A 24,364-nucleotide genomic window follows, 5' to 3' on the forward strand; every position below is an offset into this window, starting at 1 on the left:
TTTGCGATGGTTTTGTCAGGCCTAATTGGGAAGGCGGCCGGGACGGTGGTAACCGGCCTGGTCGGCGTCAGCGCCTACGAACTCGTTCGCAGGGGCCTGACCAAGGCCCCCGTCCACGAGGCCGCGGTGTCCGCGACCGAGTGGAGCCTGCGCGGCACCCGGCGCGCCGAGGAAGCCGCGGAATCCGCCCGGCTCAAGCTGGCCGACGTGGTGGCCGAGGCCCGCGAGCGCATCGGTGAGGAGGCACAGCCTCCGGCCATCGGCGACCTCGATCACGACCACGAGCACTGACCGCAGTGATTGATCGTCCGACACACTCGGATCTGCAGGTCATTTCCGACGCCGCCGGGCGCATGCGCGTCAAAGTGCCCTGGGTGCGCGCCAATTCGCGGCGCGCGGTCGCGGTGGAAGAGGCGGTGGACCGCCAGCACGGGGTGCGCGCCGTGCACGCCTATCCGCACACCGGCTCCGTCGTCGTCTGGTATTCGCCAAGGCGCTGCGACCGCACCGAAGTGCTCACGGCCATCGCCGAGGCCGAACACGTGGCCGCCGAGCTGATTCCGGCTCGCACGCCGCGATCCTCGGACATCCGCAACACCGAAGTACTACGTATGGCGATCGGCGGGGCCGCCCTGGCCCTGCTGGGCATCCGCCGCTACGGGTTCAACCGTCCCCCGCTGCTCGGTCCGTCCGGCCAGTTGGTCGCCACCGGCGCAACGCTATTCATGGGTTACCCGTTCCTGCGTGGCGCATTGCGCTCGCTGCGGTCTGGGCGCGCCGGCACCGATGCCCTGGTGACCGCGGCGACCGTCGCCAGTCTGGCACTTCGCGAGAACGTCGTCGCGCTCACCGTGCTGTGGCTGCTCAACATCGGTGAGTACCTGCAGGATTTGACGCTGCGACGGACCCGCCGCGCCATCTCGGATCTGCTGCGCGGCACCGCCGACACGGCGTGGGTCCTGATCACCGACGGTGATCAAAAAGGCACTGAAGTGCAGGTGCCGATCGACACCGTGCAGATCGGCGACGACGTGGTGGTCCATGACCACGTCGCGATACCGGTCGACGGCGACGTGGTCGACGGCGACGCCGTGGTCGACCAGTCGGCAATCACCGGCGAGACCCTCCCGGTCAGCATCGTGGCCGGATCGTCGGTGCACGCCGGTTCGGTGGTGCTGCGCGGGCGGTTGGTGATCCGCGCCCGCGCGGTCGGCAACCAGACAGCTATCGGGCGCATCATCTCCCGCGTCGAAGAAGCCCAGCACGACCGGGCGCCGATCCAGACCGTCGGCGAGAACTTCTCTGGTCGCTTCGTGCCGATCTCGTTTATCGTCTCCGCACTGACGCTGGCGCTGACTGGAGACGTGCGGCGGGCCATGACCATGCTGCTGATCGCCTGCCCCTGCGCGGTGGGCCTGTCGACCCCGACAGCGATCAGCGCCGCGATCGGCAACGGCGCGCGCCGCGGCATCCTGATCAAGGGCGGATCACACCTCGAGCAGGCCGGCCGGGTCGACGCGATCGTCTTCGACAAGACCGGAACCCTGACGGTAGGCCGCCCGGTCGTCACCAATATCATTGCACTGCACGATGACTGGCAGCCCGAACAGGTACTGGCCTACGCCGCGAGCTCTGAGCTGCACTCCCGGCACCCGTTGGCCGAGGCGGTGATCCGCTCCACTGAAGAACGTCGCATCATCATCCCGCCGCACGAGGAATGTGAGGTGCTGGTCGGACTGGGCATGCGGACCTGGGCCGACGGGCGGACGCTGCTGCTGGGCAGCCCGTCGCTGCTGCGCGCGGAGAACGTCGCTGTCTCCCAGGAAGCCTCCGACTGGGTCGACAAGCTGCGCCGCCAGGCCGAGACCCCGCTGCTGCTCGCTGTGGACGAGACTCTGGTCGGGCTGATCAGCCTGCGCGACGAGGTCCGTCCGGAAGCCCAGGAGGTGCTGAAACAGCTACGCACCAACGGCATCCGCCGCATCGTGATGCTCACCGGCGATCACCCCGACATCGCGGCCGTCGTCGCTGCCGAACTCGGCATCGACGAATGGCGCGCCGAGGTGATGCCCGAGGACAAGCTCGAAGTGGTGCGCCGACTCCAGGACGAGGGCTACATCGTCGGGATGGTCGGCGACGGCATCAACGACGCCCCGGCGCTGGCGGCGGCCAACATCGGCATCGCGATGGGTTTGGCCGGCACCGACGTCGCCGTCGAGACCGCTGACGTCGCGCTGGCCAACGACGACCTGCGGCGCCTGCTCGACGTCGGTGACCTGGGCGCCCGCGCGGTCGAGGTGATCCGGCAAAACTACGGCATGGCGATCGCCGTCAACGCCGCCGGCCTGCTGATCGGCGCGGGCGGCGCCCTGTCGCCGGTGCTCGCGGCAATCCTGCACAACGCGTCGTCGGTGGCCGTCGTCGCGAACAGTTCACGTTTGATTCGGTACCGCTTGGACTGAACGACGGCCCATCGGGCGTCGGCCTCGTACGATGTGCCCATGTCATCGACCCCACTCGACCCCGTTGCCAGCGAACGGCTCTCGCACGCCGACCGAGTCTTCACGTCGGACTTGTCCATCAACGAATTCGCGCTTTTGCACGGGGCCGGCTTCGAGCCGCTCGACCTAGTGATGGGCGTCTCGGTCTACCACGTCGGCTACCAATTCACTGGTATCCGGCAACAATCCGAGCTACCGGTGCTCACCGAGGCGACCTACCGGGCCCGCTGGAACGCGATGGCCCGCATGCAGGCCGAAGCCGACACCCTGGGCGCCGACGGTGTCGTCGGCGTTCGCCTGGAATGGCGCCAGCACGGCGCTGAGGCAGAGCATCTGGAGTTCATCGCGGTCGGCACCGCCGTGCGCTACACACCTAAACCCGGGTCGTTCAAGCGCAACAACGGTCAGGCATTCGCCAGTCACCTGAGCGGACAAGATCTGGCCACGCTGCTTCGATCGGGCTGGGCACCGGTGGCGTTCGTCATGGGCAACTGTGTCTTTCACATTGCCGCGCAAGGCTTTATGCAGACCTTGCGACAGATGGGCCGCAACACCGAGATGCCGCAGTGGACGCAGGGGAACTACGAAGCGCGCGAATTAGCGATGTCGCGCATGCAGGGTGAAGCCGAACGTGACGGCGCCAAAGGAGTCGTCGGGGTCCACTTCGCCATTCAGAACTACGCCTGGGGCTACCACACGGTGGAGTTCTACGCCGCCGGTACGGCCGTGCGCCGCAGCGGCACACCCGAAACCATCTCGCCGCAATTCGTGCTCGCCATGAACGACTGATGGCGGCTTTCGATGCCGAGAGGGTAAGCCGAACCGTCAGCCACGCATTGGCCGGACCGGGCGGAATCGGGTTGGTGGTCAACGTCTTTGCCGGGTTGCCGGGGGTTGCGCACACCGCCGCCCGTCGCGGGATGTTCAGGTCGCAGCCCGCACGAGTGCAGATCGGTGACTGGCGATACGAGGTGACGCCCGACGCCCGGTTGATGGCGGCCCACGTGGTGGGCGGCGTCGTGATCGGCGAGGAGGTGCTGCTGGCCGACGCGGTGGGGCCACACCTGGCCCGCTCCCTGGGCCAACTCGTCGCCCGCCACGGTCCAGCGGTCATCCCGACTATCGACGCGGCGGTGGAGGCGTTGAGCGCCGGCGCGGGCTGAACCGGGCGTGATGCGACAATCTCACACCTAAGGCGGTGACGACGTAGGGAGCCGGTGCGGTGGACTCTGTGTTCGGTTGCGCGGTAACACCGTCAGCTAATCCGGCCACCATCGAGGCGCTCGCCGAACTCCGCGATGTCAGCCCGTATTTCGCCCTGGGCACCGGACCGCTCAAGGACAGCTGGCGCCCGGTCGGACGGCTTTACGACGACACCGCACTGCTGGCCGAGACGGTCGACCGAGTCCAGGCCCGGATGGACGTCACCGAGTTGCGCGTCGCGGCCTCGACGTTCTTCTTGGGCTTCGCGGCGCGGCTGTGGTCGATCAGCGTGGGCAGCGTCGCCGGCTACGGAATGCTCGTCGACCTGCCGCCGGAGCGCCTGCTGTTTCGCGACGACGACGGCCGGATCGCGCTGCACCTCGAGCAGCCCGAAACTCGCCCGCGCAATGATCTCCCGGCCGCGCTGGCCGACATGGTGCTCGACCAGCATCTGACGCCGCTGGCGCTCGCGTTGCGCCGACTGGGCCCGATCTCGGAGAAATTGCTGCTGGGCAATACCGCGTCAGCACTGCTCGGCGCGGCGCGCGTGTTCGATCGCGACCGCGCGACGACGTCCGGGTGGGACCTGGCTCGCCGCATCTGCACTGATCCGCGATTGAGCGCGGCTGTCCGTATCGGCGATACCGACTATCGCCGCACCAGTTGCTGTTTGTATTACCGCACGCGTGATGGCGGCCTCTGCGGAGATTGCGCCCTTGACCGGGTGCCGGAAAGGAATCGCGATGATCGACTTTAGCCCTGCGGTCCAGACCACCGAAGACAATGGCCGGGAACAGGTTTGGGCCCTGCCGACCGATGAGGAAAGCCTTCTCGAACTCATCCGGCTGTGCTTCGAGGAGTACTGGGACGAAATATGGTTCGGCGTTCTGGTCGAGGGCGCGGCGTGGGAGGTCGCCGCCCCCAACCCGCCCCAGCGGATCTCCATGTACGACGGGTATGCGACCGTCGACTTCGGCCGCTGGCATTTTCACCTGTGCATCGGCGAGCACAAGGACAGCGGTCCCGAGCTCGGGCGGATCCGGCGGTGCTCGCGCGCCGAGCTGTATCGCCGCATCGGCAAGGACGGCTCACCGACCTCGTGGGGTGTGCGCCTGTTCAACGGACGCGACGATCAGTTGATGCCGCTGATGCTGCCCAGCCCGTTCCTGACCAACATCCAGCAGCTGCGCGCCGAGCCCGCCTTCGCTGCGCTGGAGCTGTGGGACCGCCTGCGGTCCAGCTTCCTCGGACTCGAGCATGGTCAGCAGCAGTCCTCGCCGCGCCACGATTTGACGCCCTGCCAGATCGCGGCGGCGGCGATGCCCAGCCCAATCGCCGGGTCGAACCACCAGATGCCCGGCCAGACCGCGGCGACAGCCAGACCGACCAGGACGGCCGCGGCCTGCGCACCGCACAGATAGTTCTGGGTGCCCTCGCCCGCGGTGGCCGCTGAGTGGAGCTGATCGGCCAGCGAATGCTTGGCCCGGCCCAGGATCGGCATCAGCACCAGCGAAGCGGCCGTCAACGTCATGCCGATCATCGAGGTCTCGGCGTCGTGCCGGTCGATGACATGATGGATGGATTCGGCGGCGATGTAGGGCGCGGTCAGCCAGAACGACCACGCGACCCCGATTTGCGCACGACGCTCGGCGGTTGCCGACGCGGTGCGCGCGCCGGAGAACCGCCAGGCGACCATTGCGCTGGCAAGCGCCTCCGGCAAGCTGCCCAAGGCCCACCCGGTCAGCGCAATCGAGCGGACCTCGAGGCCTTGCCACAGCCCGAGCACGCCCTCGGTGAACATCGCGGCCATGCTGACCCAGGCCAGCCGATACGCCCATTTCGCGCGGCGCTGCCACTGGATATCGTGGGCGCCACCCTGCCCGGGTCCGGGCGCGGCCGCGCAGCAGGCGTCGGCAACGAGCCCGGCCTGCTGGCTCGTCGGACGGGATTCGGTCACCCAGCAATGTTAATGCTGGACTCGACATAGAACTCGCCGCCCTCGTGGACATTGCCAGGCAGCGGTGTGGGGGCGCACCATCGCGGCGCAGCAGCACAAGGTATTTCCCAGCCTCGGAGCGCTACCCTGGCTGGCATGGCGCGCACCGAAAACGACACCTGGGATCTGGCAACGAGCGTGGGGGCCACCGCCACCATGGTGGCCGCGGGCAGGGGCCGAGCCACCCGAGCGGGGCTCATCGACGACCCGTTCGCCGAGCCGCTGGTGCGGGCGGTCGGCGTCGACTTCTTCACCCGCTGGGCCAACGGCGAGCTCAGCGCGGACGACGTCGACATCCCCGGCCATCCCTGGGGCATGCAGCCGATGACCGACCTGCTCGCGGTCCGCACCCGGCTGATCGACCACTTCCTCGACGACGCGACCACATCCGGTATCCGCCAGGTGGTGGTCCTGGCCTCCGGCCTCGATGCCCGGGGCTATCGACTGTCCTGGCCCGCCGAGACGGTGGTGTTCGAGATCGACCAGCAGCAGGTGACGGATTTCAAGACCGCGACGCTGTCCGCGACGGGAGCCGAGCCGACTGTCGATCTGCGCGCGGTGCCGATCGATCTGCGCGACGACTGGCCCGGGGCCCTGCGGCAGGCCGGCTTCCACGCAGACCGGCCTACCGCATGGGTTGCCGAGGGCCTGCTGGCTTTCCTGCCGCCGGAGGCTCAGGATCGCTTGCTGGACAACATCACTGAGCTCAGCGCAGCCGGCAGTCGACTGGTGGTGGAGATCTTCCTGAGCACTCCGGAGTCGCTGGACGCGATGCACGCGTCGTCGCAGAAGTGGTACCAGCACGGCCTGGACGCTCGCATCGACGACCTCTGGTACGGCGGCGAGCGTCATGACGTCGCGCCTTACCTGGATGCTCGCGGCTGGCAGACGACGCGGCACCGGTCCACCCAATTGCTGGCCGAGGCCGGCCTGCCGGTGCCGGAACGCAACGACGGCCGGACCGAAAACTACTACTGCACAGCGCAGCTCGGCTAGTCGTCGGACACGTCGGACAAGTTGCACTGCCACCAGCCGACGTCGTGCCAGGCGCCGTGTTTGTGGCCGGCCTCGCGCAGCCGGCCGACCGGTCGGAATCCGTGCCGCTCGTGCAGCCACACACTCGGCTCGTTGGGCAACGCGATCACCGCGATCGCACTGTGAAATCCCTGACGGCGCAGTCGATCGAGTAACTCGGCATAGAGCGCATCGCCGATGCCGCGGCGGTGCGTGGACGGGTCGACATAGATGGTGGATTCGACCGTCCACTGGTAGGCGGCGCGCTCATTCCACGGTCCCGCGTAGGCCGTGCCGACGACATCCTCGTCAATCGCGGCCACCAGCCAGGGGAACCGCCGGCGGCGCTGCGCCCACAGGTCGCGCACCTCGTCGATGCTCTGCGGCTCGGTCCGGAAATTGAAGACCGAGTGCTCGATGTAGTGGTTGACGATGTCGCGGACGCGCACCAGGTCTTCCTCGGTGGCCGACCGCACCTGCGGTGCGCTCAACGTCTCGTCACGATGCGGTCAGGCGGTCACCGTCGCTCACCGCATCGCGAGTGGCGTCGAGCGTCTCGTTCTGCGCGTCCAGCGCCGAGAAAGACGGATTATTTTGTTGCACAGGCCAATCCACCGCCTTGAGATCGATGCGCTTGCTCGGGGCTTCGAGCAGCAGGCCTGGCACGGCTTCAGTGGTGTTGCCCGTCATCCGGTCACCGTACATTTCGAACCGTTTGCCGGTACCGCGCTTAACCTGGTGTGGCAAAATTTCGCCGTTAGGCGATGACGACAGAGGAAGCCGGTGCGAATCCGGCGCGGTCCCGCCACTGTCATCGGGGAGCGACCCTCACCAGCCACGGCCGAAAGGTTGGAAGGCGAGGCAAGCAGCGATCCGAAAGCCAGGAGACTCACGTCGTCGCATCCTGCTACCCGGGGCGGTCGACCCCGGAAACGGAGTCCCCTCATGACGCTGCGTGCGTTGTTCTCGTCAATCTCCGGCGGCCTGCTGTGACCGCCCCCATCTGGATGGCGTCGCCTCCGGAGGTGCATTCGACCCTGCTGAGCAGCGGCCCAGGTCCTGGGTCGCTGCTGGCATCCGCGGCGGCGTGGACCGGTCTGAGCACCGAGTACACCGAGGTCGCCGATGAACTGACCGCCGTGTTGGATGCCGTGCAAGCCGGCGCCTGGGAGGGTCCGAGCGCCGAGTCCTACGCGGCCGCGCATGCGCCGTATCTGGCGTGGCTGCTCGAACAAAGCGCGAACAGTGCCGCGATGGCCGCCGAGCAGCAGACCGCGGCCGCCGCCTACACCGCCGCACTGGCCGCGATGCCCACCCTCGGCGAGCTGGCCGCCAACCACGCCATCCACGCGGTGTTGTCGGCGACGAATTTCTTTGGCATCAATACCATTCCGATCGCGCTCAACGAAGTCGACTACGCCCGGATATGGGTGCAGGCCGCCACCGTGATGAGCACCTACCAGGGCGTCGCGAGTGCGGCGGCCGCGGCGGCGCCGAAGTCCGAACCGGCGCCGACGATCGCGAAGTCCGCGGCAGCCGTCGACCCGTCGAATCCGCCCGCCTGGTTCACGGACTTGGAGAATTATCTACAGGGCCTGTTCCCGCAGCCCCCGTATCCCAGCACCGGTCCGCTATATCAGGAGATCTTGAACTTCTTCAACCAGATCGGCTTCACCGATTTCAACGATCCCATCGCAACGTATTTGCAGAGCCTGCCGACGTCGTGGTTCCCGCCCTACCCCCTGCCCGGGTATTACCTGGCCTACACCGGTGACCCGCTGAGCTATTTCACCCCCGAATCCATCGCCTACGTGTTGTCGGTGCCGCTTGACCCCGGGTCCTACGTCGCCTTCACCGGCATCGTGATCGTCGACGACTTGCTCGCGATCGTCTACACCGCCGCGGTCCAACCCCAGTACCTTTTCGTGGTCGCACCACTGGCATTCGTCGAGATCGTCGGGTCCACGATCGGCAACACCATCCAGGTGCTGCACTACGTACTGGATACGACGCTTGCCGTGGCGCTGCCGGCCCTGCTGCCGGTGGCGACCACTTCCCTGGTGCCGTTGGCGGCCGCGCCGGTCGGATTGGCCGGCCTGGCGGGCTTGGCGGGACTGGCCGGGCTGGCTCCAGCGACCGCACCGGTGCTGGCTCCGGCTTTCGCGATGGCCCCTACCCCACCGCCACCCGCTCCCCCGGTGCCGGCGCCCGCCCCGGTGACGCTGGCCCACGCCCCGGTCCCAGCGCCCGCGTCCCCTCCGCCGCCGCCCACACCGGCAGGGCCACCGGTGGTGACGGTGCCGGGATACATGTACCTGGTCGGCGATCTGGGCCTGGCAGCGCAGCAGGCGTCCAGTGTCGGCAAGCGCGCCAAGAACACTGCGGCCGACAGTGCCGAAGTACTGGCGGCTACAGCGCTTCCCGCCGATCGGCAACCGGCAACGCCGCGACGCCGGGCCAAGGCCACCATGATCGGCCGCGGCTACGAGTACATGGACCTGGAGCCGACGGCGATCGCCTCAGATCGCGCTGCCGGGCCCCTTGGGTTCGCCGGAAGCGCAGCCCGCGAGAGCGGTGCCGAGCCGGCCGGGTTGGCCACCCTGACGGGAGACCACTTCGGCGGCGACTCGACCGTGCCGATGCTGCCGACAACCTGGAACACGGATCTCGACTGAGGTCGGCCGCGAGCCACGCCGCTGTAGCGTGCATTCATGGTGGATTTTGCGCTGCGTTCGTGTGGATTGCGCGGACACGCGACATTTGCTCCCGATGAGCCGGAGCTGCGCGAGCGCCTGACGGTCGACACACCTGCCGGGGAAGCCTGGCGCTGCTTACGCTGCGAGACTTTCGTTGTCGGCCCCCCGCGCGACAGCGGCCCGGCGAACACCGCACCGGAAATCCCACGCGGACGGTTCCTGCGGGACCGCACCCTGATGCGCGCACTCGCAGTCGAACGTGCATTTCGCGCAGTCATTTTCCTGATGCTCTCAGCCGGTGTGCTCAAAGTCATGGGATCACGTGAACGCCTGCAGCAGGCCTTCGACAAAGACCTCCCGCTGTTGAGGCCACTGGCGAACCAAATCGGCTGGGACCCGGAGAGCTCGAAGATCTTTCACCAGGTCGCGCACGCCTTCTCGTTGTCGACGTCGACGCTGCAGTGGATCGCGATCGGCCTGGCCGGCTATGCGCTGATCGAACTCGTCGAGGCGGTCGGGCTGTGGTTGATGCAGCGGTGGGGCGAGTACTTCGCGGTGATTGCCACCAGCGTCTTCCTGCCCCTGGAAATCTACGAGCTAACCGAAAAGATCACCGCCCTGCGGGCTTTCGCCCTAATCGTCAACATCGTCGCGGTGGTGTGGCTGCTGTGGAGCAAACGGCTGTTCGGGCTGAACGGCGGCGCAAAGGCCTACCGCGAAGAACATGAAGCGGAGAGCCTGCTCGGTGTCGAGAGCGCGGGGCTGAGCGGAACCGCGGTCAGCGCAACGGCTTGACTACCCCGACGGCACTGCAGCCCGGTGCCGCAAGGCATGGGCGACGGGCCGCACGCGGCCGTCGGCGCTCAGCGCAGCAGCGCGCGTGACATGACCACGCGCTGAATCTGGTTGGTGCCCTCGTAGATCTGGGTGATCTTGGCGTCGCGCATGAAGCGCTCCACCGGGAAGTCGGTGGTGTAGCCGGCGCCACCGAACAATTGCACGGCGTCGGTGGTGACCTCCATCGCCACATCGGAGGCAAAGCACTTCGACGCCGCCGAGATGAAGCCCAGATTCGACTCGCCGCGCTCGGCGCGGGCGGCGGCGCTGTAGACCATCAGCCGCGCGGCCTCGACCTTCATCGCCATGTCGGCCAGCATGAACTGCACACCCTGGAAATCGCTGATCGACGTGCCGAACTGCTTGCGGTCCTTGGTATAGGCGATCGCGGCGTCGACGGCGCCCTGCGCGATACCCACAGCCTGCGCACCGATCGTCGGGCGGGTGTGGTCCAGCGTGGCCAGCGCGGTCTTGAAGCCGGTGCCCGGCTCGCCGATCATCCGGTCGCCGGGAATCCGGCAGTTCTCGAAGTACAGCTCGGTGGTGGGCGAACCCTTGATCCCCAGCTTGCGCTCCTTGGGGCCGACGGTGAAGCCCTCGTCGTCGATGTGCACGATGAACGACGAGATGCCGTTGGCGCCCTTGTCCGGATCGGTCACCGCCATCACCGTGTACCAGGACGACTTGCCGCCATTGGTGATCCACGCCTTCGCGCCGTTGAGAATCCAGTCATCACCGTCGGCCTTCGCCCGGGTCTTCATCGACGCCGCATCGCTGCCCGCTTCGCGCTCACTGAGCGCATACGACGCCATCAAGCCGTCGTTGGCCATCGTCGGCAGCACCTGCTTCTTCAGCTCTTCGGAGCCGCGCAGGATCAGCCCCATCGTGCCCAGCTTGTTCACCGCCGGGATCAGCGACGCCGACGCGTCGACCCGCGCCACCTCCTCGATCACGATGCACGCGGCCACCGAGTCGGCGCCCTGGCCGTCGTAGGCCTCGGGCACGTGCACGGCGTTGAAACCGGATGCGTTGAGCGCCTTGAGCGCCTCCTCAGGAAAGCGCGACTGCTCGTCCACCTCCGCGGCGTACGGCGCGATCTCCTTCTCCGCCAACCCGCGGATCGCCGCCCGCAACTCGTCGTGCTCCGCCGGCAACTGAAACAGATCGAACGACGAATCTCCGGCCCACTGAGCCATCTTGGCCTCCCTCTATGTCTGCCCGACCCGCGAGCACTACTCGCCGGTAATTTTACCTTGACGCTGTTTGAGAGCCGAATCCTTGGCCAGCACCGACTCGGCCAACTCCTTCTGAAAAGCCACGATCCGGCCGCGTAGCGCCGAATCCGACGTCCCCAGGATGCGCACCGCGAGCAGGCCGGCATTGCGGGCGCCGCCGATCGAGACCGTCGCCACCGGCACCCCGGCCGGCATCTGCACTATCGAGAGCAACGAGTCCAACCCGTCCAGCGTGGCCAGCGGTACCGGAACACCGATCACCGGCAGCGGTGTCGCCGAAGCCACCATGCCGGGCAGATGGGCCGCGCCACCGGCGCCGGCGATGATCACCTCGATGCCGCGGTCGGCGGCCCGCTGCGCGTAGTCCAGCATCCGCTGCGGGGTGCGATGCGCCGAGTACACCCCTATCTCGTGGGCAACACCGAACTCGGCCAGCGCATCGGCGGCGTCGGACATCACCGACCAGTCGCTGTCGCTGCCCATGATCACGCCGACACGAACAGGCTGGCTAGTCATGCGGGTCCCATCCGTCCGTCATCTAGCGCCGCTCCTCCTCATCACTGCGTTCTGCATCGTCGCCGGCGCGCCATTCCCCCTCCGACAACCAGTGTGCCGCGCGCTCGGCGCGTTGACGCAGGTTTGCCAACTCGGCCGCATCGTCGCCGAGGAAGGTGACGTGGCCGATCTTGCGGCCCGGCCGTTCGTCCTTGCCGTAGAGGTGCACCCGGGCGTCGGGCAGCCGCGCGAAAAGGTGGTGCAGCCGCTCATCCATGGACATCTGCGGCGTCCGCTGCGCGCCACCCAGCACGTTGGCCATCACCGTCACCGGGACGATCGCGTCGGTGTTGCCGAGCGGGTAGTCCAGCACGGCGCGAAGGTGCTGCTCGAACTGGCTGGTGCGCGAGCCGTCCATGGTCCAGTGCCCGGAGTTGTGCGGGCGCATCGCCAGCTCGTTGACCAGCAGCTTCCCCTCGACGGTTTCGAACAGCTCGACGGCCAGGACGCCGACGACCCCGAGTTCGGCCGCCAGCCCGAGCGCGAGCCGCTGGGCCGTGGCGCCGATGTCCTCAGGCAGGCCCGGGGCTGGAGCGATCACCAGCACGCAGATCCCGTCGCTCTGGACCGTCTCGGCCACCGGCCAGGCCGCGCCCTGCCCGAACGGCGAACGTGCGACCAGAGCCGAGAGCTCGCGACGCATCACCACCCGTTCCTCGACCAATACCGGCACACCGGAATCCACATATCGACCGGCGATCTCCCGGGCCTCGGCGGCATCGGCGGCCAGCTGCACCCCGCGGCCGTCGTAGCCGCCGCGGCCCGCCTTGACCACGAGGGGGCCGCCGACCAGTTGGGCGAACGCGGCGATCTCATCAAGGTCGTCGGGGCGCTCGATGGCCGCGTAACGCGGCACCGGCACGCCAAGGGCCTCCAGGCGGCGGCGCATGACGAGTTTGTCCTGCGCGTGAATTAACGCCTGCGGTGGCGGCGCCACGTTGACGCCCTCAGCGACCAGCTTTTCCAGCAGTTCAGCGGGCACGTGCTCGTGGTCGAAGGTGAGCACGGTCGCGCCGTCGGCGACCCGGCGAAGGGCGTCGAGGTCGGTGTGCGAGCCGATCAGCACAGTGGGACTGACCTGGGCGGCCGAATCGCCAGCGGATTCGGCCAGCACCCGCAGGCTCTGGCCCAGGGCGATCGCGGCCTGATGGGTCATCCGGGCCAGTTGGCCGCCGCCGACCATGGCGACCACGGGTGCGGCATCGGGAACGGAGCGGGTCTTCGGCACGGCAATCATGGTGTCATGGGCGCCGGCCGGGTCGCGTGACGCAGTCACAGAGCACCCTTATGCACTAATACGTAGACTGCGACATTGTGTCCTTCGCCGATGCCACGATCGCCCGACTGCCGGGGCCGATCCGCCCCTACGCCGAGCGCCATCACGAGCTGATCAAGTTCGCGATCGTCGGCGCGACCACGTTCGTCATCGATTCGTCCATCTTCTACACCCTCAAGCTGACGATCCTGGAGCCCAAGCCGGTGACCGCGAAGGTGATCGCCGGCATCGTCGCGGTCATCGCGTCCTACATTCTGAACCGCGAATGGAGCTTTCGTGACCGTGGCGGCCGGGAGCGTCACCACGAGGCGCTGCTGTTTTTCGCGTTCAGCGGCGTCGGCGTGCTACTGAGCATGGCACCGCTGTGGATGTCCAACTACATGCTGAACCTGCGGGTGCCGGCGGTGTCGTTGACCGCGGAGAACATCGCCGACTTCGTCTCGGCCTACATCATCGGCAACCTGCTGCAGATGGCGTTCCGCTTCTGGGCATTCCGCCGCTGGGTGTTCCCGGACGAGTCGGCCCGCAGCGGCGACAAGGCGCTGGAGTCGCTCACCGCGGGCGGTATCGCCGAGGTCCTCGAGGACGTCGAAGAGTCCGGCAATGTCACGCTGATGCGGGCTTGGCGCTCGCGCAGCGGCCGACCGAATCAGCTCGGCGATTCCTCGGATCCGAGGGTGTCGAAGACCTCGTGATACAGCAGCGCGTGGACCTGCTCCACGCGCGGAATGTCATAGAACTCCAACGGATTCTGTGACGCGGACTCGACGATCAGCGTGCCGGTGCGCAGTATCCGGTCGATCAGCCGGTGCCGGAATTCCACGTGCAGGATCCGGGCCAGCGGAATGTCGATGCCGCTGCGGCTCAAGACCCCGTGTCGGGACATCACCCGACGGTCGGTGATCACGAAATGCGTCGTGAGCCAGACGAGAAACGGCCACACCGTCAGCCAGCCGACCAGCACCAGCCAGATCGCGCCGATCACCCAGAAGACAACCTGCTTGGCGCTGTGGTCCCAGGCGGTGCCGTTGACCACCGCGCACCCGAACGACGCCGCCGCGCTCGCCAGGATCAGGACAACGACCGGCCAGAACAACCGCTTCCAGTGCGGATGTCGGTGTAAGACGACCTGTTCGCCAGCGGCCAGCACTTTGTCGGGATAGCGGCCGGGGTAGCCCACGCTGGCACTTTAGACGCATGCACGCAGGTGCGTGATGTCTCCGGCAGATATCGCCACAATCTCTGCACCGGTGTCGACGCACAGCCGCCCGGTCTCGTCGACGGATCGGGCGACGCCGACCACCTCGCGGCCGCCGGGCATGCTGGCCCGCACCCGCGAATTCAGGGTCAGGCTGTAGCGCTGATAGTCGGCGAGCAGCGCCGCATCGGCGCCGCCGGCGGTGCGCCAGGCGTCGATACGCTGCGCCAATTCGCGAAGTAGCGTGCGCGCCAGAGTGGTTCGATCGGTTGCCGACGATCCGATCATCAGCAGCGACGTGGCGACCGGATCCGGCGCCGCCTCGGCGGCCAGCGCCACGTTGAGCCCAAGTCCGACAACGATCACCGTGGTCGGCGCGGCCACCTCGGCGAGGATCCCGGCCAGCTTGCCGCCTTCCACCAGCACGTCATTCGGCCATTTCAGGCCGGCGTCGACGCCGACCGCCGCCAGCGCGTCCGCGACCGCGACCCCGGTCGCCAACGTCAGCCATCCCCAGCCGGGACGGGGCACCGACGCGGCGGCCACCCCCACCGACAGGGCGACCTGCGTCCGCGGCGGAGCCGACCACTGCCGGCCGTGCCGGCCCCGACCGGCGTTCTGGTACTCGGCGAGCAACACCGACCCGTCGATATCGGCGCCGGCTGCGGCGCGGGCGAGCAAATCGGCGTTGGTCGAACCGGTTTCGTCGACCACGTCGAGTTCACGCCACGCCATGCCGGGCCCGATCAGTCCGTCGCGCAAGGCCGCCACATCCAAGGGTGCGCGGTCTGTGGCGTCGGCTGACATGATGCCGTCCTCTTTTCGTCGAGCGGGGTCACCGAGTGTGCGTTCTGGGCTTCCACTGTGCGCTGACGGCGGGATTCCCGCAAAAATCCCGCCCCAGATGCACGCTCGGCGCCATCAGCGCACACTCGGCATGTCGGAGACGCGGCGCGCGGGGTGCGGGACGCAATTTAAGGGACCGCTAAGATCGGTAGCCATGACGAGCACTTCGGAGACCCACGTCGAGGCGCAAGCCGAGCACGAGATCGATATCCACACCACCGCGGGCAAGCTCGCCGAACTGCGTAAGCGGAGCGAGGAGGCGCTGCACCCGGTGGGTGCGGCTGCGGTGCAGAAGGTGCATGAGAAGGGCAAACTGACCGCGCGCGAGCGCATCTACGCCCTGCTGGACGAGGGATCGTTCGTCGAACTCGACGCGTTGGCCCGGCACCGCAGCACCAACTTCGGCCTGGCCGAGAAGCGCCCGCCCGGTGACGGAGTCGTGACCGGATACGGCACCATCGACGGCCGCGACGTGTGCATCTTCAGCCAGGACGCCACCGTGTTCGGCGGCAGCCTCGGCGAGGTGTACGGCGAGAAGATCGTCAAGGTGCAGGAGCTGGCCCTCAAGACCGGCCGCCCGCTGATCGGCATCAATGACGGCGCGGGCGCCCGCATCCAAGAAGGTGTGGTCTCGCTGGGCCTGTACAGCAAGATCTTCCGCAACAACATCCTGGCGTCCGGCGTCATCCCGCAGATCTCGCTGATCATGGGCGCCGCCGCGGGTGGTCACGTCTACTCCCCCGCGCTGACCGATTTCGTGGTGATGGTCGACCAGACCAGCCAGATGTTCATCACCGGACCGGACGTGATCAAGACCGTCACCGGTGAGGACGTGACGATGGAAGAGCTGGGTGGCGCGCACACCCACATGGCCCGCTCGGGCACGGCGCACTACGTCGCCTCCGGCGAGCAGGACGCCTTCGACTATGTCCGCGATCTGCTGAGCTACCTGCCGCCGAACAATTTCACCGACCCGCCGAAATACCCGGCGCCGCTGCCCGAGGGCGCCATCGAGGACAACCTGACCGCCGAGGACCTCGAGCTGGACACGCTGATCCCCGACTCGGCCAACCAGCCCTACGACATGCACGAGGTGATCACCCGCATCCTCGACGACGACGAGTTCCTGGAGGTGCAGGCCGGTTACGCCGAGAACATCGTCGTCGGTTTCGGCCGCATCGACGGGCACACGGTCGGCATCGTCGCCAACCAGCCGACCCACTTCGCCGGCTGCCTGGACATCAACGCCTCCGAGAAAGCCGCCCGCTTCGTTCGCACCTGCGACTGCTTCAACATCCCGATCGTGATGCTGGTCGACGTGCCGGGCTTCCTGCCGGGCACCGGCCAGGAATACAACGGCATCATCCGTCGCGGCGCCAAACTGCTCTACGCCTACGGCGAGGCCACCGTCCCCAAGATCACTGTCATCACCCGCAAGGCCTACGGCGGCGCGTACTGCGTGATGGGCTCCAAGGACATGGGTTGCGACGTCAACGTCGCGTGGCCGACGGCACAGATCGCCGTCATGGGCGCCTCCGGCGCGGTCGGCTTCGTCTACCGCCAGCAACTCAGCGACGCGGCCCGCAGCGGCGAGGATGTCGATGCGCTTCGCTTACAGCTGCAGCAGGAGTACGAGGACACTCTGGTCAACCCGTACATCGCCGCCGAGCGCGGCTACGTCGACGCGGTGATCCCGCCGTCGCACACCCGCGGCTACATCGGCACCGCGCTGCGGTTGCTGGAGCGCAAGATCGCCCAGGTGCCGCCGAAGAAGCACGGGAACATTCCGCTGTGAGCGCGGAACAGCAAGCCCCGCAGCCGCCCGCGCCGGCCATCCAGGTGCTCAAGGGCAACCCGACCCACGACGAGGTGGCGGCGCTGATCACGGTGCTGGCCGGCACCTCGGGCGGCGGCGGCACGCCAGGCGAGCCGGAGTTCTCCCGGTGGGGACTGCCCGTCGACAAGCTGCGCTATGCCGTCCACAGCTGGCAGCGGCTCTCGCTGGTGCAGCGCACCCACATGCGGGGGCGATGACGCGGACCGCCGACGATGATGCTGCTGCTGCTGCTGACGCAGTCGGGATCTGAGGAGCGGCGATGACCCGATTTGTCCTCGGATCGGCGTCCGAGGGGCGACGACGGGTGCTGCGACAGGCCGGGGTCGAGCCCTTGGTGGTCGTGTCGGGTGTTGACGAGGACGCGATCATCGCCACGCTGGGGCCAGACGCCGCCCCGGGCGACGTGGTTCGGAGCCTCGCCGAGGCCAAGGCGGAGCACGTCGCCGTCTTGCTCGATCCCACCGTCGCCGCGGATTGTGTTGTGATTGGCTGTGATTCGATGCTGTACATCGACGGTCGGCTGGTCGGCAAGCCCCCGTCCATCGACGCGGCGCGACGCGAGTGGCGGTCGATGGGCGGTCGGTCCGGTCAGCTGCACACCGGACACTGCCTGGTGCGGCTGGACCACGGCACAGTCACCCAGGCCGCCGAATCATTCTTCACCACAGTGCATTTCGCCACCCCGGCGCGGGTCGACCTGGACGCGTACCTCGCCAACGGCGAGTCGTTGGCGGTGGCTGGAGCGTTCACCCTCGACGGGCTGGGTGGCTGGTTCGTCGACCGGATCGACGGCGACCCGTCAAACGTCATCGGCCTGAGCCTGCCGCACACCAGGGCGCTACTGGCCCGAGTTGGCGTGTCGATCGCGCAATTGTGGGCGGCTAACCCGGTCTCGTCGTGAGCGCTGGGCTGCACTGACCGCCAGGTAGGCTCGCGGTGTGCCCCTACCAGCAGACCCCAGCCCCACGCTGAGCGCCTACGCGCACCCGGAGCGGCTGGTGACGGCCGACTGGCTGGCCGGCAACCTGGGTCGGCCCGGACTCGCCATCGTCGAGTCCGATGAAGACGTACTGCTCTACGACGTCGGCCACATCCCCGGCGCGGTCAAAGTCGACTGGCACACCGACCTCAACGACCCGCGGGTGCGGGATTACATCGACGGCAGACAATTCGCGGAATTGATGGACCGCAAAGGCATCTCGCGCGACGACACCGTGGTGATCTACGGCGACAAGAGCAATTGGTGGGCCGCGTACGCGCTGTGGGTCTTCACGCTATTCGGCCACCCAGACGTCCGGCTGCTCAACGGCGGACGCGACCTGTGGATGCACGACGGGCGCGACACCACCTTGGATGTTCCGAACCGAACCTCCTCGGGCTACCCCGTCGTGGAACGCAACGACGCACCGATCCGTGCCTACAAAGACGACGTGCTGGCCGCCCTGGGCACCGGGCCGCTGATCGACGTGCGCTCTCCCGAGGAATACACCGGCAAGCGCACCCACATGCCCGACTACCCCGAGGAAGGCGCACTGCGCGCCGGACACATCCCGACGGCACAGTCGATTCCCTGGGGCAAGGCTGCCGACGACAGCGGGCGGTTCCGCAAACGCGACGAGCTGGAACGGCTCTACGATTTTCTAGAGCCGGACGACAAGACGGTCGTCTACTGCCGCATCGGCGAGCGGTCCAGCCACACCTGGTTCGTGCTGACTCACCTGCTGGGCATTCCCGGCGTGCGCAACTACGACGGTTCGTGGACCGAGTGGGGCAACGCCGTGCGAGTGCCGATCGTCGCCGGTGAGAACCCGGGCGCCGTCCCCGCCTGATGAGCATGCCCGAGCCGCTGGCCGAGGTGCTCGCCGATTTCGGCGAGCTCCAGGGCCAGGACAAGCTGAACCTGCTGCTGGAGTTCGCCAACGACCTGCCAGCGCTGCCCGCCGACCTCGAAGAAGCCGCGATGGAGCCGGTTGTCGAGTGCCAATCGCCGCTGTTTTTGCACCTTGACGCCGAAGATCCGGGCCGGGTGCGGCTGTACTTCAGCGCGCCGGCCGAAGCTCCCACCACCCGTGGCTTCGCCTCGATCCTGGCCGCCGGCCTGGACAAGCAGCCCGCCGCCGACATTCTGGCGGTGCCCGAGGACTTCTACGTCGATCTGGGCCTGGCCGAGTTGATCAGCCCGCTGCGGCTGCGCGGCCTGTCGGCGATGCTGGCCCGAATCAAGCGTCGGCTGCGCGAGTCCGCGGAGAAGTAGACACCGGGTCTTGCCACTCACGGCGCGCCGCCTAAACTTCCCCCGAACCGGCTTGTAAGAATTTCTCTTAGACAACATGACGACGTGCGCACCAGGAGGCGAAGTGGCCAGTCACGCCAGCTCGACGATCTCGAAAGTTCTTGTCGCCAACCGCGGTGAGATCGCGGTGCGGGTCATCCGCGCGGCCAAGGACGCGGGTCTGCCCAGCGTGGCGGTGTACGCCGAGCCCGACGCCGACGCCCCACACGTGAAGCTCGCCGACGAGGCCTTCGCGCTGGGCGGCCAGACCTCGGCCGAGTCGTATCTCGACTTCGGCAAGCTGCTGGAGGCCGCCGAGAAGTCCGGCGCCAACGCGATCCACCCCGGCTACGGCTTCCTGTCGGAGAACGCCGACTTCGCCCAGGCGGTGATTGACGCCGGCCTGATCTGGATCGGGCCCAGCCCGCAGTCGATCCGCGACCTCGGCGACAAGGTCACCGCCCGCCACATCGCAGCCCGCGCGCAGGCCCCGCTGGTGCCGGGCACGCCCGACCCGGTCAAGGACGCCGACGAGGTGGTCGCCTTCGCCAACGAGTACGGCGTGCCGATCGCGATCAAGGCCGCCTTCGGCGGCGGCGGCAAGGGCATGAAGGTCGCCCGCACCATCGAGGAGATCCCCGAGCTGTACGAGTCGGCGGTCCGCGAGGCCACGGCCGCGTTCGGACGCGGCGAGTGCTTCGTCGAGCGCTACCTGGACAAGCCCCGCCACGTCGAGGCGCAGGTGATCGCCGACCAGCATGGCAACGTCGTCGTCGCCGGCACCCGTGACTGCTCGCTGCAGCGCCGGTTCCAGAAGCTCGTCGAGGAGGCGCCGGCGCCGTTCCTGACCGACGCGCAGCGCAAGGAGATCCACGAGTCGGCCAAGCGGATCTGCCGCGAAGCGCACTACTACGGTGCCGGCACGGTGGAGTTCCTGGTGGGCCAGGACGGCCTGATCTCGTTCCTGGAGGTCAACACCCGGCTGCAAGTCGAGCATCCGGTCACCGAGGAGACCGCGGGCGTCGACCTGGTGCTGCAGCAGTTCAAGATCGCTAACGGCGACAAACTCGACATCACCGAAGACCCCACCCCGCGCGGGCACGCGATCGAATTCCGGATCAACGGCGAGGACGCCGGTCGCGGCTTCCTGCCCGCCCCGGGCCCGGTCACCCGCTACGAGACACCCAGCGGGCCCGGCGTGCGGCTGGACTCCGGCGTCGAGGCCGGCTCGGTGATCGGCGGCCAGTTCGACTCGATGCTGGCCAAGCTGATCGTGTACGGCGCCACCCGCAAAGAGGCGCTGGCGCGTTCGCGCCGCGCGTTGGACGAATTCCACGTCGAGGGACTGGCCACCGTCATCCCGTTCCATCGGGCGGTGGTGTCCGACCCGGCCTTCATCGGGGACGATGACGGCTTTTCGGTGCACACCCGCTGGATCGAGACCGAGTGGAACAACACCGTCGAGCCCTTCACCGGCGGCGAGCCCATCCACGGGGAGGAGCCCCTGCCGCGGCAGAAGGTCGTCGTCGAGGTCGGCGGCCGACGCCTCGAGGTGTCGCTGCCGGGCGATCTGGCGCTGTCCAATGGCGGTGGCGATTCGGCCGGCGTCAGCGGCGTTATCAGGAAGAAGCCCAAAGCACGCAAGCGCGGTGCCGCCGGCGGCGCGGCGGCGTCCGGCGATGCCGTGACCGCGCCGATGCAGGGCACCGTGGTGAAGGTGGCTGTCGAAGAGGGACAACAGGTTTCGACCGGCGACCTGGTGGTGGTCCTGGAAGCCATGAAGATGGAGAACCCGGTCACGGCGCACAAGGACGGCGTCATCACCGGCCTGGCCGTCGAACCCGGGGCCGCCATCACCCAGGGCACGGTGCTCGCCGAGATCAAGTAGTCCGGTCATCGACCCGATCGAGATCAACGCCGGGCAGTGGTATCTGCGCGGCCTGCGTGCCGACGATCGCATCGACGACCGTCCCGCGTTGGCCGAACTCGGTGCAACCGATCCGGACCACGTCGCACGCAGTGTGGCCGAATGGTCTGCGGACTCGCGCTACTCGTGGGCAGTCTGCGAGCCCACGACCGGTGAACTGCTGGCCGAGGTGACACTTGATCGGGCGTCCGGAGACATCGTCAGCCATGCCCGCGCCGGGCATGACGACGCTGCCGGCGCGGCGGCCGAATCGGTTCGGCGATTCGCCGCCGCTATCGTTGTGCCATCACACAACTCGGACTGACTGCGAGCGTCTGCAGGCCGCTGACCAGGCTTCCTGAGAAAGACTCTGACAAGTTGTCGGCACCTAACAGCCGGAGTATTGTCGCATCAAGGTTGAGTTACCAGCCGCCCGGAACAGCGTTAATTGACGCATGGGAAGGCTCCAAATCCCGAGCTTTTCCTCGCGCGCGGCACCAAATCCGCTTGACGTGATCCACAGAACGCTTAGTCGACTGATGGAGTCGCATGATGGCTGTCGATTTTCCAAAGACCACTGCACCGGTTCGTGGAACCGGTGCGGCGCTACCACCACCCGGACGGGAGAACCACTCCGCCCGTTTCAGCGCGAAATGGGGCACAGACGGGGTGGTCGTCACCGCTGACGGTGAACTCGACGCATCCAATGCCACCGAGTTCGCCGATTACGTCGATCTCTGCATCGCCGATTCCACCCCGGTGGTGGTAGACCTCAGCGGACTGGAATTCTGTGGCACAGCTGGCTTTTCGGCGCTGCAGCTGATCAACGTCAGGTGTGCGGTCGCCAAGCTGCGCTGGGCCGTGGTGCCGAGCAGAGCGGTGACTCGGCTGCTTCGGATCTGCGACCCCGACAGCGCGCTGCCGTTGATCAGGTCGGTACGCGCAGTGCCGGCCGTCGACGACGAGGACCCAGGCCAGAACCGGCTATTCCAGCTCGTCCCGTAACCGGGCCAGCGACTTCGCCAGCAGCCGCGAGACGTGCATCTGCGAGATGCCGACTCGCTGGGCGATCTGCGTCTGCGTCATCGAGTCGAAGAACCTGAGCACCAGCACGGTCCGATCGCGTTCGGGTAATCCCTCCAACAGCGGTCGCAAGGCCTCACGGTTCTCGATGCGCTCCAGGCCGGTGTCGACATCACCCAGGGTGTCGGCGATCGCGCGCGCTTCCTCGTCGCCGGCGCTGCTGCCGCCGCTGTCGATCGACAGGGTGTTGTAGGAGCTGCCCGCGACCAGTCCTTCGACGACTTCGGTCCGGTCCATCTCGAGTTCGCGGGCCAGTTCGGTCGCGGTCGGCGCGCGGCCCAGCCGCTGCGACAGATCCGCGGTCGCGGCTCCAAGCCGCAAGTGCAGCTCTTTCAGCCGCCGCGGAACCTTGACCGACCAACTGTTGTCCCGGAAGTGCCGGCGAACCTCACCCATGATGGTGGGCACCGCGAAGGAGACGAAGTCGGAACCGGTTTCGACGTCGAATCGCTTCACCGCATTGACCAGTCCGACGCGCGCCACCTGAACCAGATCGTCGCGCGGTTCACCACGGCCTTCGAACCGGCGGGCGATGTGATCGGCCAGCGGCAGGCAGCGCTCGACGATTTTGTCTCGATGACGCTGGAAGTCCGATGAGCCGGCGTTGAGGGTCGCCAGCTCGCGAAACATGTCGGGAACGTCGGCGTATTCGTTGGGACGAGAAGTGGAAGAACCGCCGACAGCTCGCGCTGTCACCTGTGAGCGCCCGCCCGTCGGGTGGTCAGCGCGATACCGAAAACGCCTTTGCCATTTTGATGGGTCTGGACGTCGTCGGCCAGCGACGTCAGGACGTGCCAGCTGAAACTGCCCGGGGTCACCACATCGTCGGTGGTGCACGTCGTCGAGGCCTCGATCCGCAGTTCGTCGTCGTGCGGGTCGATCACTATCTCGAGGGTCGCGCAGGGCACGGCCGAGCGAATCAAGCGCGTACACACCTCGTCGACCGCAAGTCGCAGATCGGCGACGGCGTCTAAGTCCATATCCTCGAAAGTGCCGACCGCTCCGACCAGTGTCCTTAGCAGGGCCAGGTTCTCCAGCGTCGCCGCCACCCGCAATTCGATCGAGCGATCGCCGCGTTGCTGATCCTTTACCTGTTTCGCAGCAACGGTCATCGGGCCTCCCAGCATAGTTTGACCGACAGTACCCTCGCGCTCGAGCTGGTTAGTCATGATCGCGGCCTAGTGACCTTAGGGTTGATCGCGGTGGGCATCTGTGTCATCGCTTTCGTATTCGGTCCCCGATGATCGAGCGACCGATTCAGACCCAGTACCCACAAGCGTCGACGAATCAAACCAGACGGCGCCACCGTAAGTGTCATCTCGGTCTGCGCCAACTCACCCGGCGAGCACCGGTCCCGCGAGCGGAGCGCCCACGGTCAGCGTGACCACCATCAGCGTCATCAGCAGCCATCCCGCCCCCTGCCAAGCCCACCAGGTTCCCTCGTTACGCCAGACGCGATAGGTACGGATGAAAGCCCATACGCCAGCCGCGAACAGGATCAACGGTCCGCCGAACGCCAAGATCGTCAGTTGAGGAACGCCACAGGCCGCGGTATCGACTGACATCGCACCCTTGCAGGTGCTGTCCCACAACGCGGCGACGATGACATACCCCACACCGGCCATGCCGGCCAGCACGGCATACCGCACTGCGTGGTGCACATCGTTGTCTACTTGCCCGAGGCGGTCGCCCGGCGAAGGGTGCTGTTGAGTCTGCATCGAAGGTCCTTTGTCGCTGTCACACGCCCACCGGCGTTAGTGACGTGTACCCAGCGCGGCGCGGGCGCCAAACCAGCTCAGGCGTGTTCGCCTGCGCCCGCAGCGCAGACCGATGACAAGGACGGCCTCCGCGGCGATTTCGTGATACCGCAGCACTGGACTCGCCGCGGCCAGCGCCGCCCGCCCAGCCG

28 protein-coding genes and 1 riboswitch are annotated in these 24,364 nt (G+C 67.4%); of the genes, 17 read left to right on the forward strand and 11 right to left on the reverse strand.

Features of this window, described 5'->3' with window-relative positions; translation table 11 throughout:
• Positions 1–6 precede the first annotated feature (6 nt).
• The 5 genes from ABDV69_RS09980 to ABDV69_RS10000 all read left to right on the forward strand — a co-directional run bounded on the left by ABDV69_RS09980 (position 7) and on the right by ABDV69_RS10000 (position 4,461).
• Complete coding sequence (locus ABDV69_RS09980; protein ID WP_343573808.1) at positions 7–291, forward strand: DUF1490 family protein; 285 nt, start codon at positions 7–9, stop codon at positions 289–291.
• 62 nt (positions 292–353) lie between these two features.
• On the forward strand, positions 354–2,462 hold the full coding sequence (gene ctpC / locus ABDV69_RS09985; RefSeq protein ID WP_343573809.1) for a manganese-exporting P-type ATPase CtpC: 2,109 nt from the start codon (positions 354–356) through the stop codon (positions 2,460–2,462).
• A 39-nt stretch (positions 2,463–2,501) separates the two neighbouring features.
• Positions 2,502–3,290: a heavy metal-binding domain-containing protein gene (locus tag ABDV69_RS09990; RefSeq protein ID WP_343573732.1), complete on the forward strand. Its 789-nt coding sequence runs from the start codon at positions 2,502–2,504 to the stop codon at positions 3,288–3,290.
• Positions 3,290–3,664, forward strand: coding sequence for a DUF5073 family protein (locus ABDV69_RS09995; protein ID WP_343573734.1), 375 nt, complete (start codon positions 3,290–3,292; stop codon positions 3,662–3,664). The genes ABDV69_RS09990 and ABDV69_RS09995 overlap by 1 nt, the downstream gene beginning before the upstream one ends.
• A 59-nt stretch (positions 3,665–3,723) precedes the next feature.
• The gene (locus tag ABDV69_RS10000; protein ID WP_343573735.1) at positions 3,724–4,461 is read left to right on the forward strand and encodes an IucA/IucC family C-terminal-domain containing protein; all 738 of its coding nucleotides are present in this window, start codon (positions 3,724–3,726) and stop codon (positions 4,459–4,461) included.
• Positions 4,462–4,965: 504 nt separating this feature from the next.
• Here ABDV69_RS10000 and ABDV69_RS10005 read toward each other — a convergent pair.
• The gene (locus ABDV69_RS10005) at positions 4,966–5,565 is read right to left on the reverse strand and encodes a cation transporter (protein ID WP_343573810.1); all 600 of its coding nucleotides are present in this window, start codon (positions 5,563–5,565) and stop codon (positions 4,966–4,968) included.
• Positions 5,566–5,796: 231 nt separating this feature from the next.
• Between ABDV69_RS10005 and ABDV69_RS10010 the strand changes: the two genes are divergently transcribed.
• Positions 5,797–6,696, forward strand: coding sequence for a class I SAM-dependent methyltransferase (locus ABDV69_RS10010; RefSeq protein WP_343573736.1), 900 nt, complete (start codon positions 5,797–5,799; stop codon positions 6,694–6,696).
• Here ABDV69_RS10010 and ABDV69_RS10015 read toward each other — a convergent pair.
• Both ABDV69_RS10015 and ABDV69_RS10020 read right to left on the reverse strand, forming a co-directional pair.
• Positions 6,693–7,205 (reverse strand): N-acetyltransferase family protein, encoded by a 513-nt coding sequence (locus ABDV69_RS10015; protein WP_343573737.1) that lies wholly within the window; start codon positions 7,203–7,205, stop codon positions 6,693–6,695. The two genes, ABDV69_RS10010 and ABDV69_RS10015, sit on opposite strands and share 4 nt — an antisense overlap.
• Positions 7,206–7,212: 7 nt before the next feature.
• Positions 7,213–7,404: a hypothetical protein gene (locus tag ABDV69_RS10020; RefSeq protein WP_343573739.1), complete on the reverse strand. Its 192-nt coding sequence runs from the start codon at positions 7,402–7,404 to the stop codon at positions 7,213–7,215.
• 31 nt (positions 7,405–7,435) lie between these two features.
• A riboswitch (cobalamin riboswitch) is annotated at positions 7,436–7,626 on the forward strand.
• 77 nt (positions 7,627–7,703) lie between these two features.
• Here ABDV69_RS10020 and ABDV69_RS10025 point away from each other — a divergent pair.
• Together ABDV69_RS10025 and ABDV69_RS10030 are read left to right on the forward strand one after the other, a co-directional pair.
• On the forward strand, positions 7,704–9,389 hold the full coding sequence (locus ABDV69_RS10025; RefSeq protein WP_343573740.1) for a PPE family protein: 1,686 nt from the start codon (positions 7,704–7,706) through the stop codon (positions 9,387–9,389).
• Between the two features lie 36 nt (positions 9,390–9,425).
• Positions 9,426–10,205 carry a DUF2127 domain-containing protein gene (locus ABDV69_RS10030; RefSeq protein WP_343573742.1) on the forward strand — a complete coding sequence of 260 codons (780 nt, stop codon included), beginning with the start codon at positions 9,426–9,428 and terminating at the stop codon, positions 10,203–10,205.
• A 68-nt stretch (positions 10,206–10,273) separates the two neighbouring features.
• Here ABDV69_RS10030 and ABDV69_RS10035 read toward each other — a convergent pair whose 3' ends face one another.
• From ABDV69_RS10035 to ABDV69_RS10045, 3 genes are read right to left on the reverse strand one after another with little or no spacing between them, the layout of a single operon-like run.
• Positions 10,274–11,443 (reverse strand): acyl-CoA dehydrogenase, encoded by a 1,170-nt coding sequence (locus tag ABDV69_RS10035; protein WP_343573745.1) that lies wholly within the window; start codon positions 11,441–11,443, stop codon positions 10,274–10,276.
• A gap of 36 nt (positions 11,444–11,479) precedes the next feature.
• On the reverse strand, positions 11,480–11,998 hold the full coding sequence (gene purE, locus ABDV69_RS10040) for a 5-(carboxyamino)imidazole ribonucleotide mutase (RefSeq protein WP_343573747.1): 519 nt from the start codon (positions 11,996–11,998) through the stop codon (positions 11,480–11,482).
• Between the two features lie 22 nt (positions 11,999–12,020).
• Positions 12,021–13,274, reverse strand: a complete 1,254-nt coding sequence (locus tag ABDV69_RS10045) for a 5-(carboxyamino)imidazole ribonucleotide synthase (RefSeq protein WP_343573812.1) — start codon at positions 13,272–13,274, stop codon at positions 12,021–12,023.
• A 77-nt stretch (positions 13,275–13,351) separates the two neighbouring features.
• Here ABDV69_RS10045 and ABDV69_RS10050 point away from each other — a divergent pair, with 77 nt between their 5' ends.
• On the forward strand, positions 13,352–14,008 hold the full coding sequence (locus tag ABDV69_RS10050) for a GtrA family protein (RefSeq protein ID WP_343573750.1): 657 nt from the start codon (positions 13,352–13,354) through the stop codon (positions 14,006–14,008).
• Here the strand turns inward: ABDV69_RS10050 and ABDV69_RS10055 are convergent.
• A complete protein-coding gene (locus ABDV69_RS10055) occupies positions 13,963–14,493 on the reverse strand; it encodes a PH domain-containing protein (RefSeq protein WP_343573752.1) in 531 nt (176 codons plus the stop codon). The genes ABDV69_RS10050 and ABDV69_RS10055 overlap by 46 nt on opposite strands.
• A 9-nt stretch (positions 14,494–14,502) precedes the next feature.
• Positions 14,503–15,318: a biotin--[acetyl-CoA-carboxylase] ligase gene (locus tag ABDV69_RS10060; protein ID WP_343573753.1), complete on the reverse strand. Its 816-nt coding sequence runs from the start codon at positions 15,316–15,318 to the stop codon at positions 14,503–14,505.
• Between the two features lie 193 nt (positions 15,319–15,511).
• On the opposite strand from ABDV69_RS10060, the gene ABDV69_RS10065 reads away from it, so the two are divergent.
• From ABDV69_RS10065 to ABDV69_RS10100, 8 genes are all read left to right on the forward strand, one after another.
• Positions 15,512–17,152, forward strand: a complete 1,641-nt coding sequence (locus tag ABDV69_RS10065) for an acyl-CoA carboxylase subunit beta (RefSeq protein ID WP_343573755.1) — start codon at positions 15,512–15,514, stop codon at positions 17,150–17,152.
• A complete protein-coding gene (locus ABDV69_RS10070; RefSeq protein ID WP_343573757.1) occupies positions 17,149–17,391 on the forward strand; it encodes an acyl-CoA carboxylase subunit epsilon in 243 nt (80 codons plus the stop codon). Before ABDV69_RS10065 ends, ABDV69_RS10070 begins: the two co-directional genes overlap by 4 nt.
• A 62-nt stretch (positions 17,392–17,453) precedes the next feature.
• A complete protein-coding gene (locus ABDV69_RS10075; RefSeq protein WP_343573758.1) occupies positions 17,454–18,095 on the forward strand; it encodes a nucleoside triphosphate pyrophosphatase in 642 nt (213 codons plus the stop codon).
• Between the two features lie 37 nt (positions 18,096–18,132).
• Complete coding sequence (locus tag ABDV69_RS10080) at positions 18,133–19,023, forward strand: sulfurtransferase (protein ID WP_343573760.1); 891 nt, start codon at positions 18,133–18,135, stop codon at positions 19,021–19,023.
• On the forward strand, positions 19,023–19,448 hold the full coding sequence (locus ABDV69_RS10085) for a SufE family protein (protein WP_343573762.1): 426 nt from the start codon (positions 19,023–19,025) through the stop codon (positions 19,446–19,448). Before ABDV69_RS10080 ends, ABDV69_RS10085 begins: the two co-directional genes overlap by 1 nt.
• Positions 19,449–19,551: 103 nt before the next feature.
• Positions 19,552–21,354 (forward strand): acetyl/propionyl/methylcrotonyl-CoA carboxylase subunit alpha, encoded by a 1,803-nt coding sequence (locus ABDV69_RS10090; protein WP_343573765.1) that lies wholly within the window; start codon positions 19,552–19,554, stop codon positions 21,352–21,354.
• A 7-nt stretch (positions 21,355–21,361) separates the two neighbouring features.
• Positions 21,362–21,697, forward strand: coding sequence for a hypothetical protein (locus ABDV69_RS10095; protein WP_343573814.1), 336 nt, complete (start codon positions 21,362–21,364; stop codon positions 21,695–21,697).
• Between the two features lie 224 nt (positions 21,698–21,921).
• Entirely contained in the window at positions 21,922–22,377 is a 456-nt protein-coding gene (locus ABDV69_RS10100) for an STAS domain-containing protein (protein ID WP_343573768.1), read from the forward strand.
• Here ABDV69_RS10100 and ABDV69_RS10105 read toward each other — a convergent pair.
• The 3 genes from ABDV69_RS10105 to ABDV69_RS10115 all read right to left on the reverse strand — a co-directional run bounded on the left by ABDV69_RS10105 (position 22,357) and on the right by ABDV69_RS10115 (position 24,173).
• A complete protein-coding gene (locus ABDV69_RS10105; protein ID WP_343573770.1) occupies positions 22,357–23,151 on the reverse strand; it encodes an RNA polymerase sigma factor SigF in 795 nt (264 codons plus the stop codon). The genes ABDV69_RS10100 and ABDV69_RS10105 overlap by 21 nt on opposite strands.
• Entirely contained in the window at positions 23,148–23,567 is a 420-nt protein-coding gene (locus ABDV69_RS10110) for an anti-sigma factor (RefSeq protein WP_343573772.1), read from the reverse strand. Before ABDV69_RS10110 ends, ABDV69_RS10105 begins: the two co-directional genes overlap by 4 nt.
• Positions 23,568–23,789: 222 nt before the next feature.
• Entirely contained in the window at positions 23,790–24,173 is a 384-nt protein-coding gene (locus ABDV69_RS10115; protein ID WP_343573774.1) for a hypothetical protein, read from the reverse strand.
• Positions 24,174–24,364 lie beyond the last annotated feature (191 nt).

The organism is Mycobacterium sp. (assembly GCF_039583785.1).
Lineage (GTDB): Bacteria > Actinomycetota > Actinomycetes > Mycobacteriales > Mycobacteriaceae > Mycobacterium.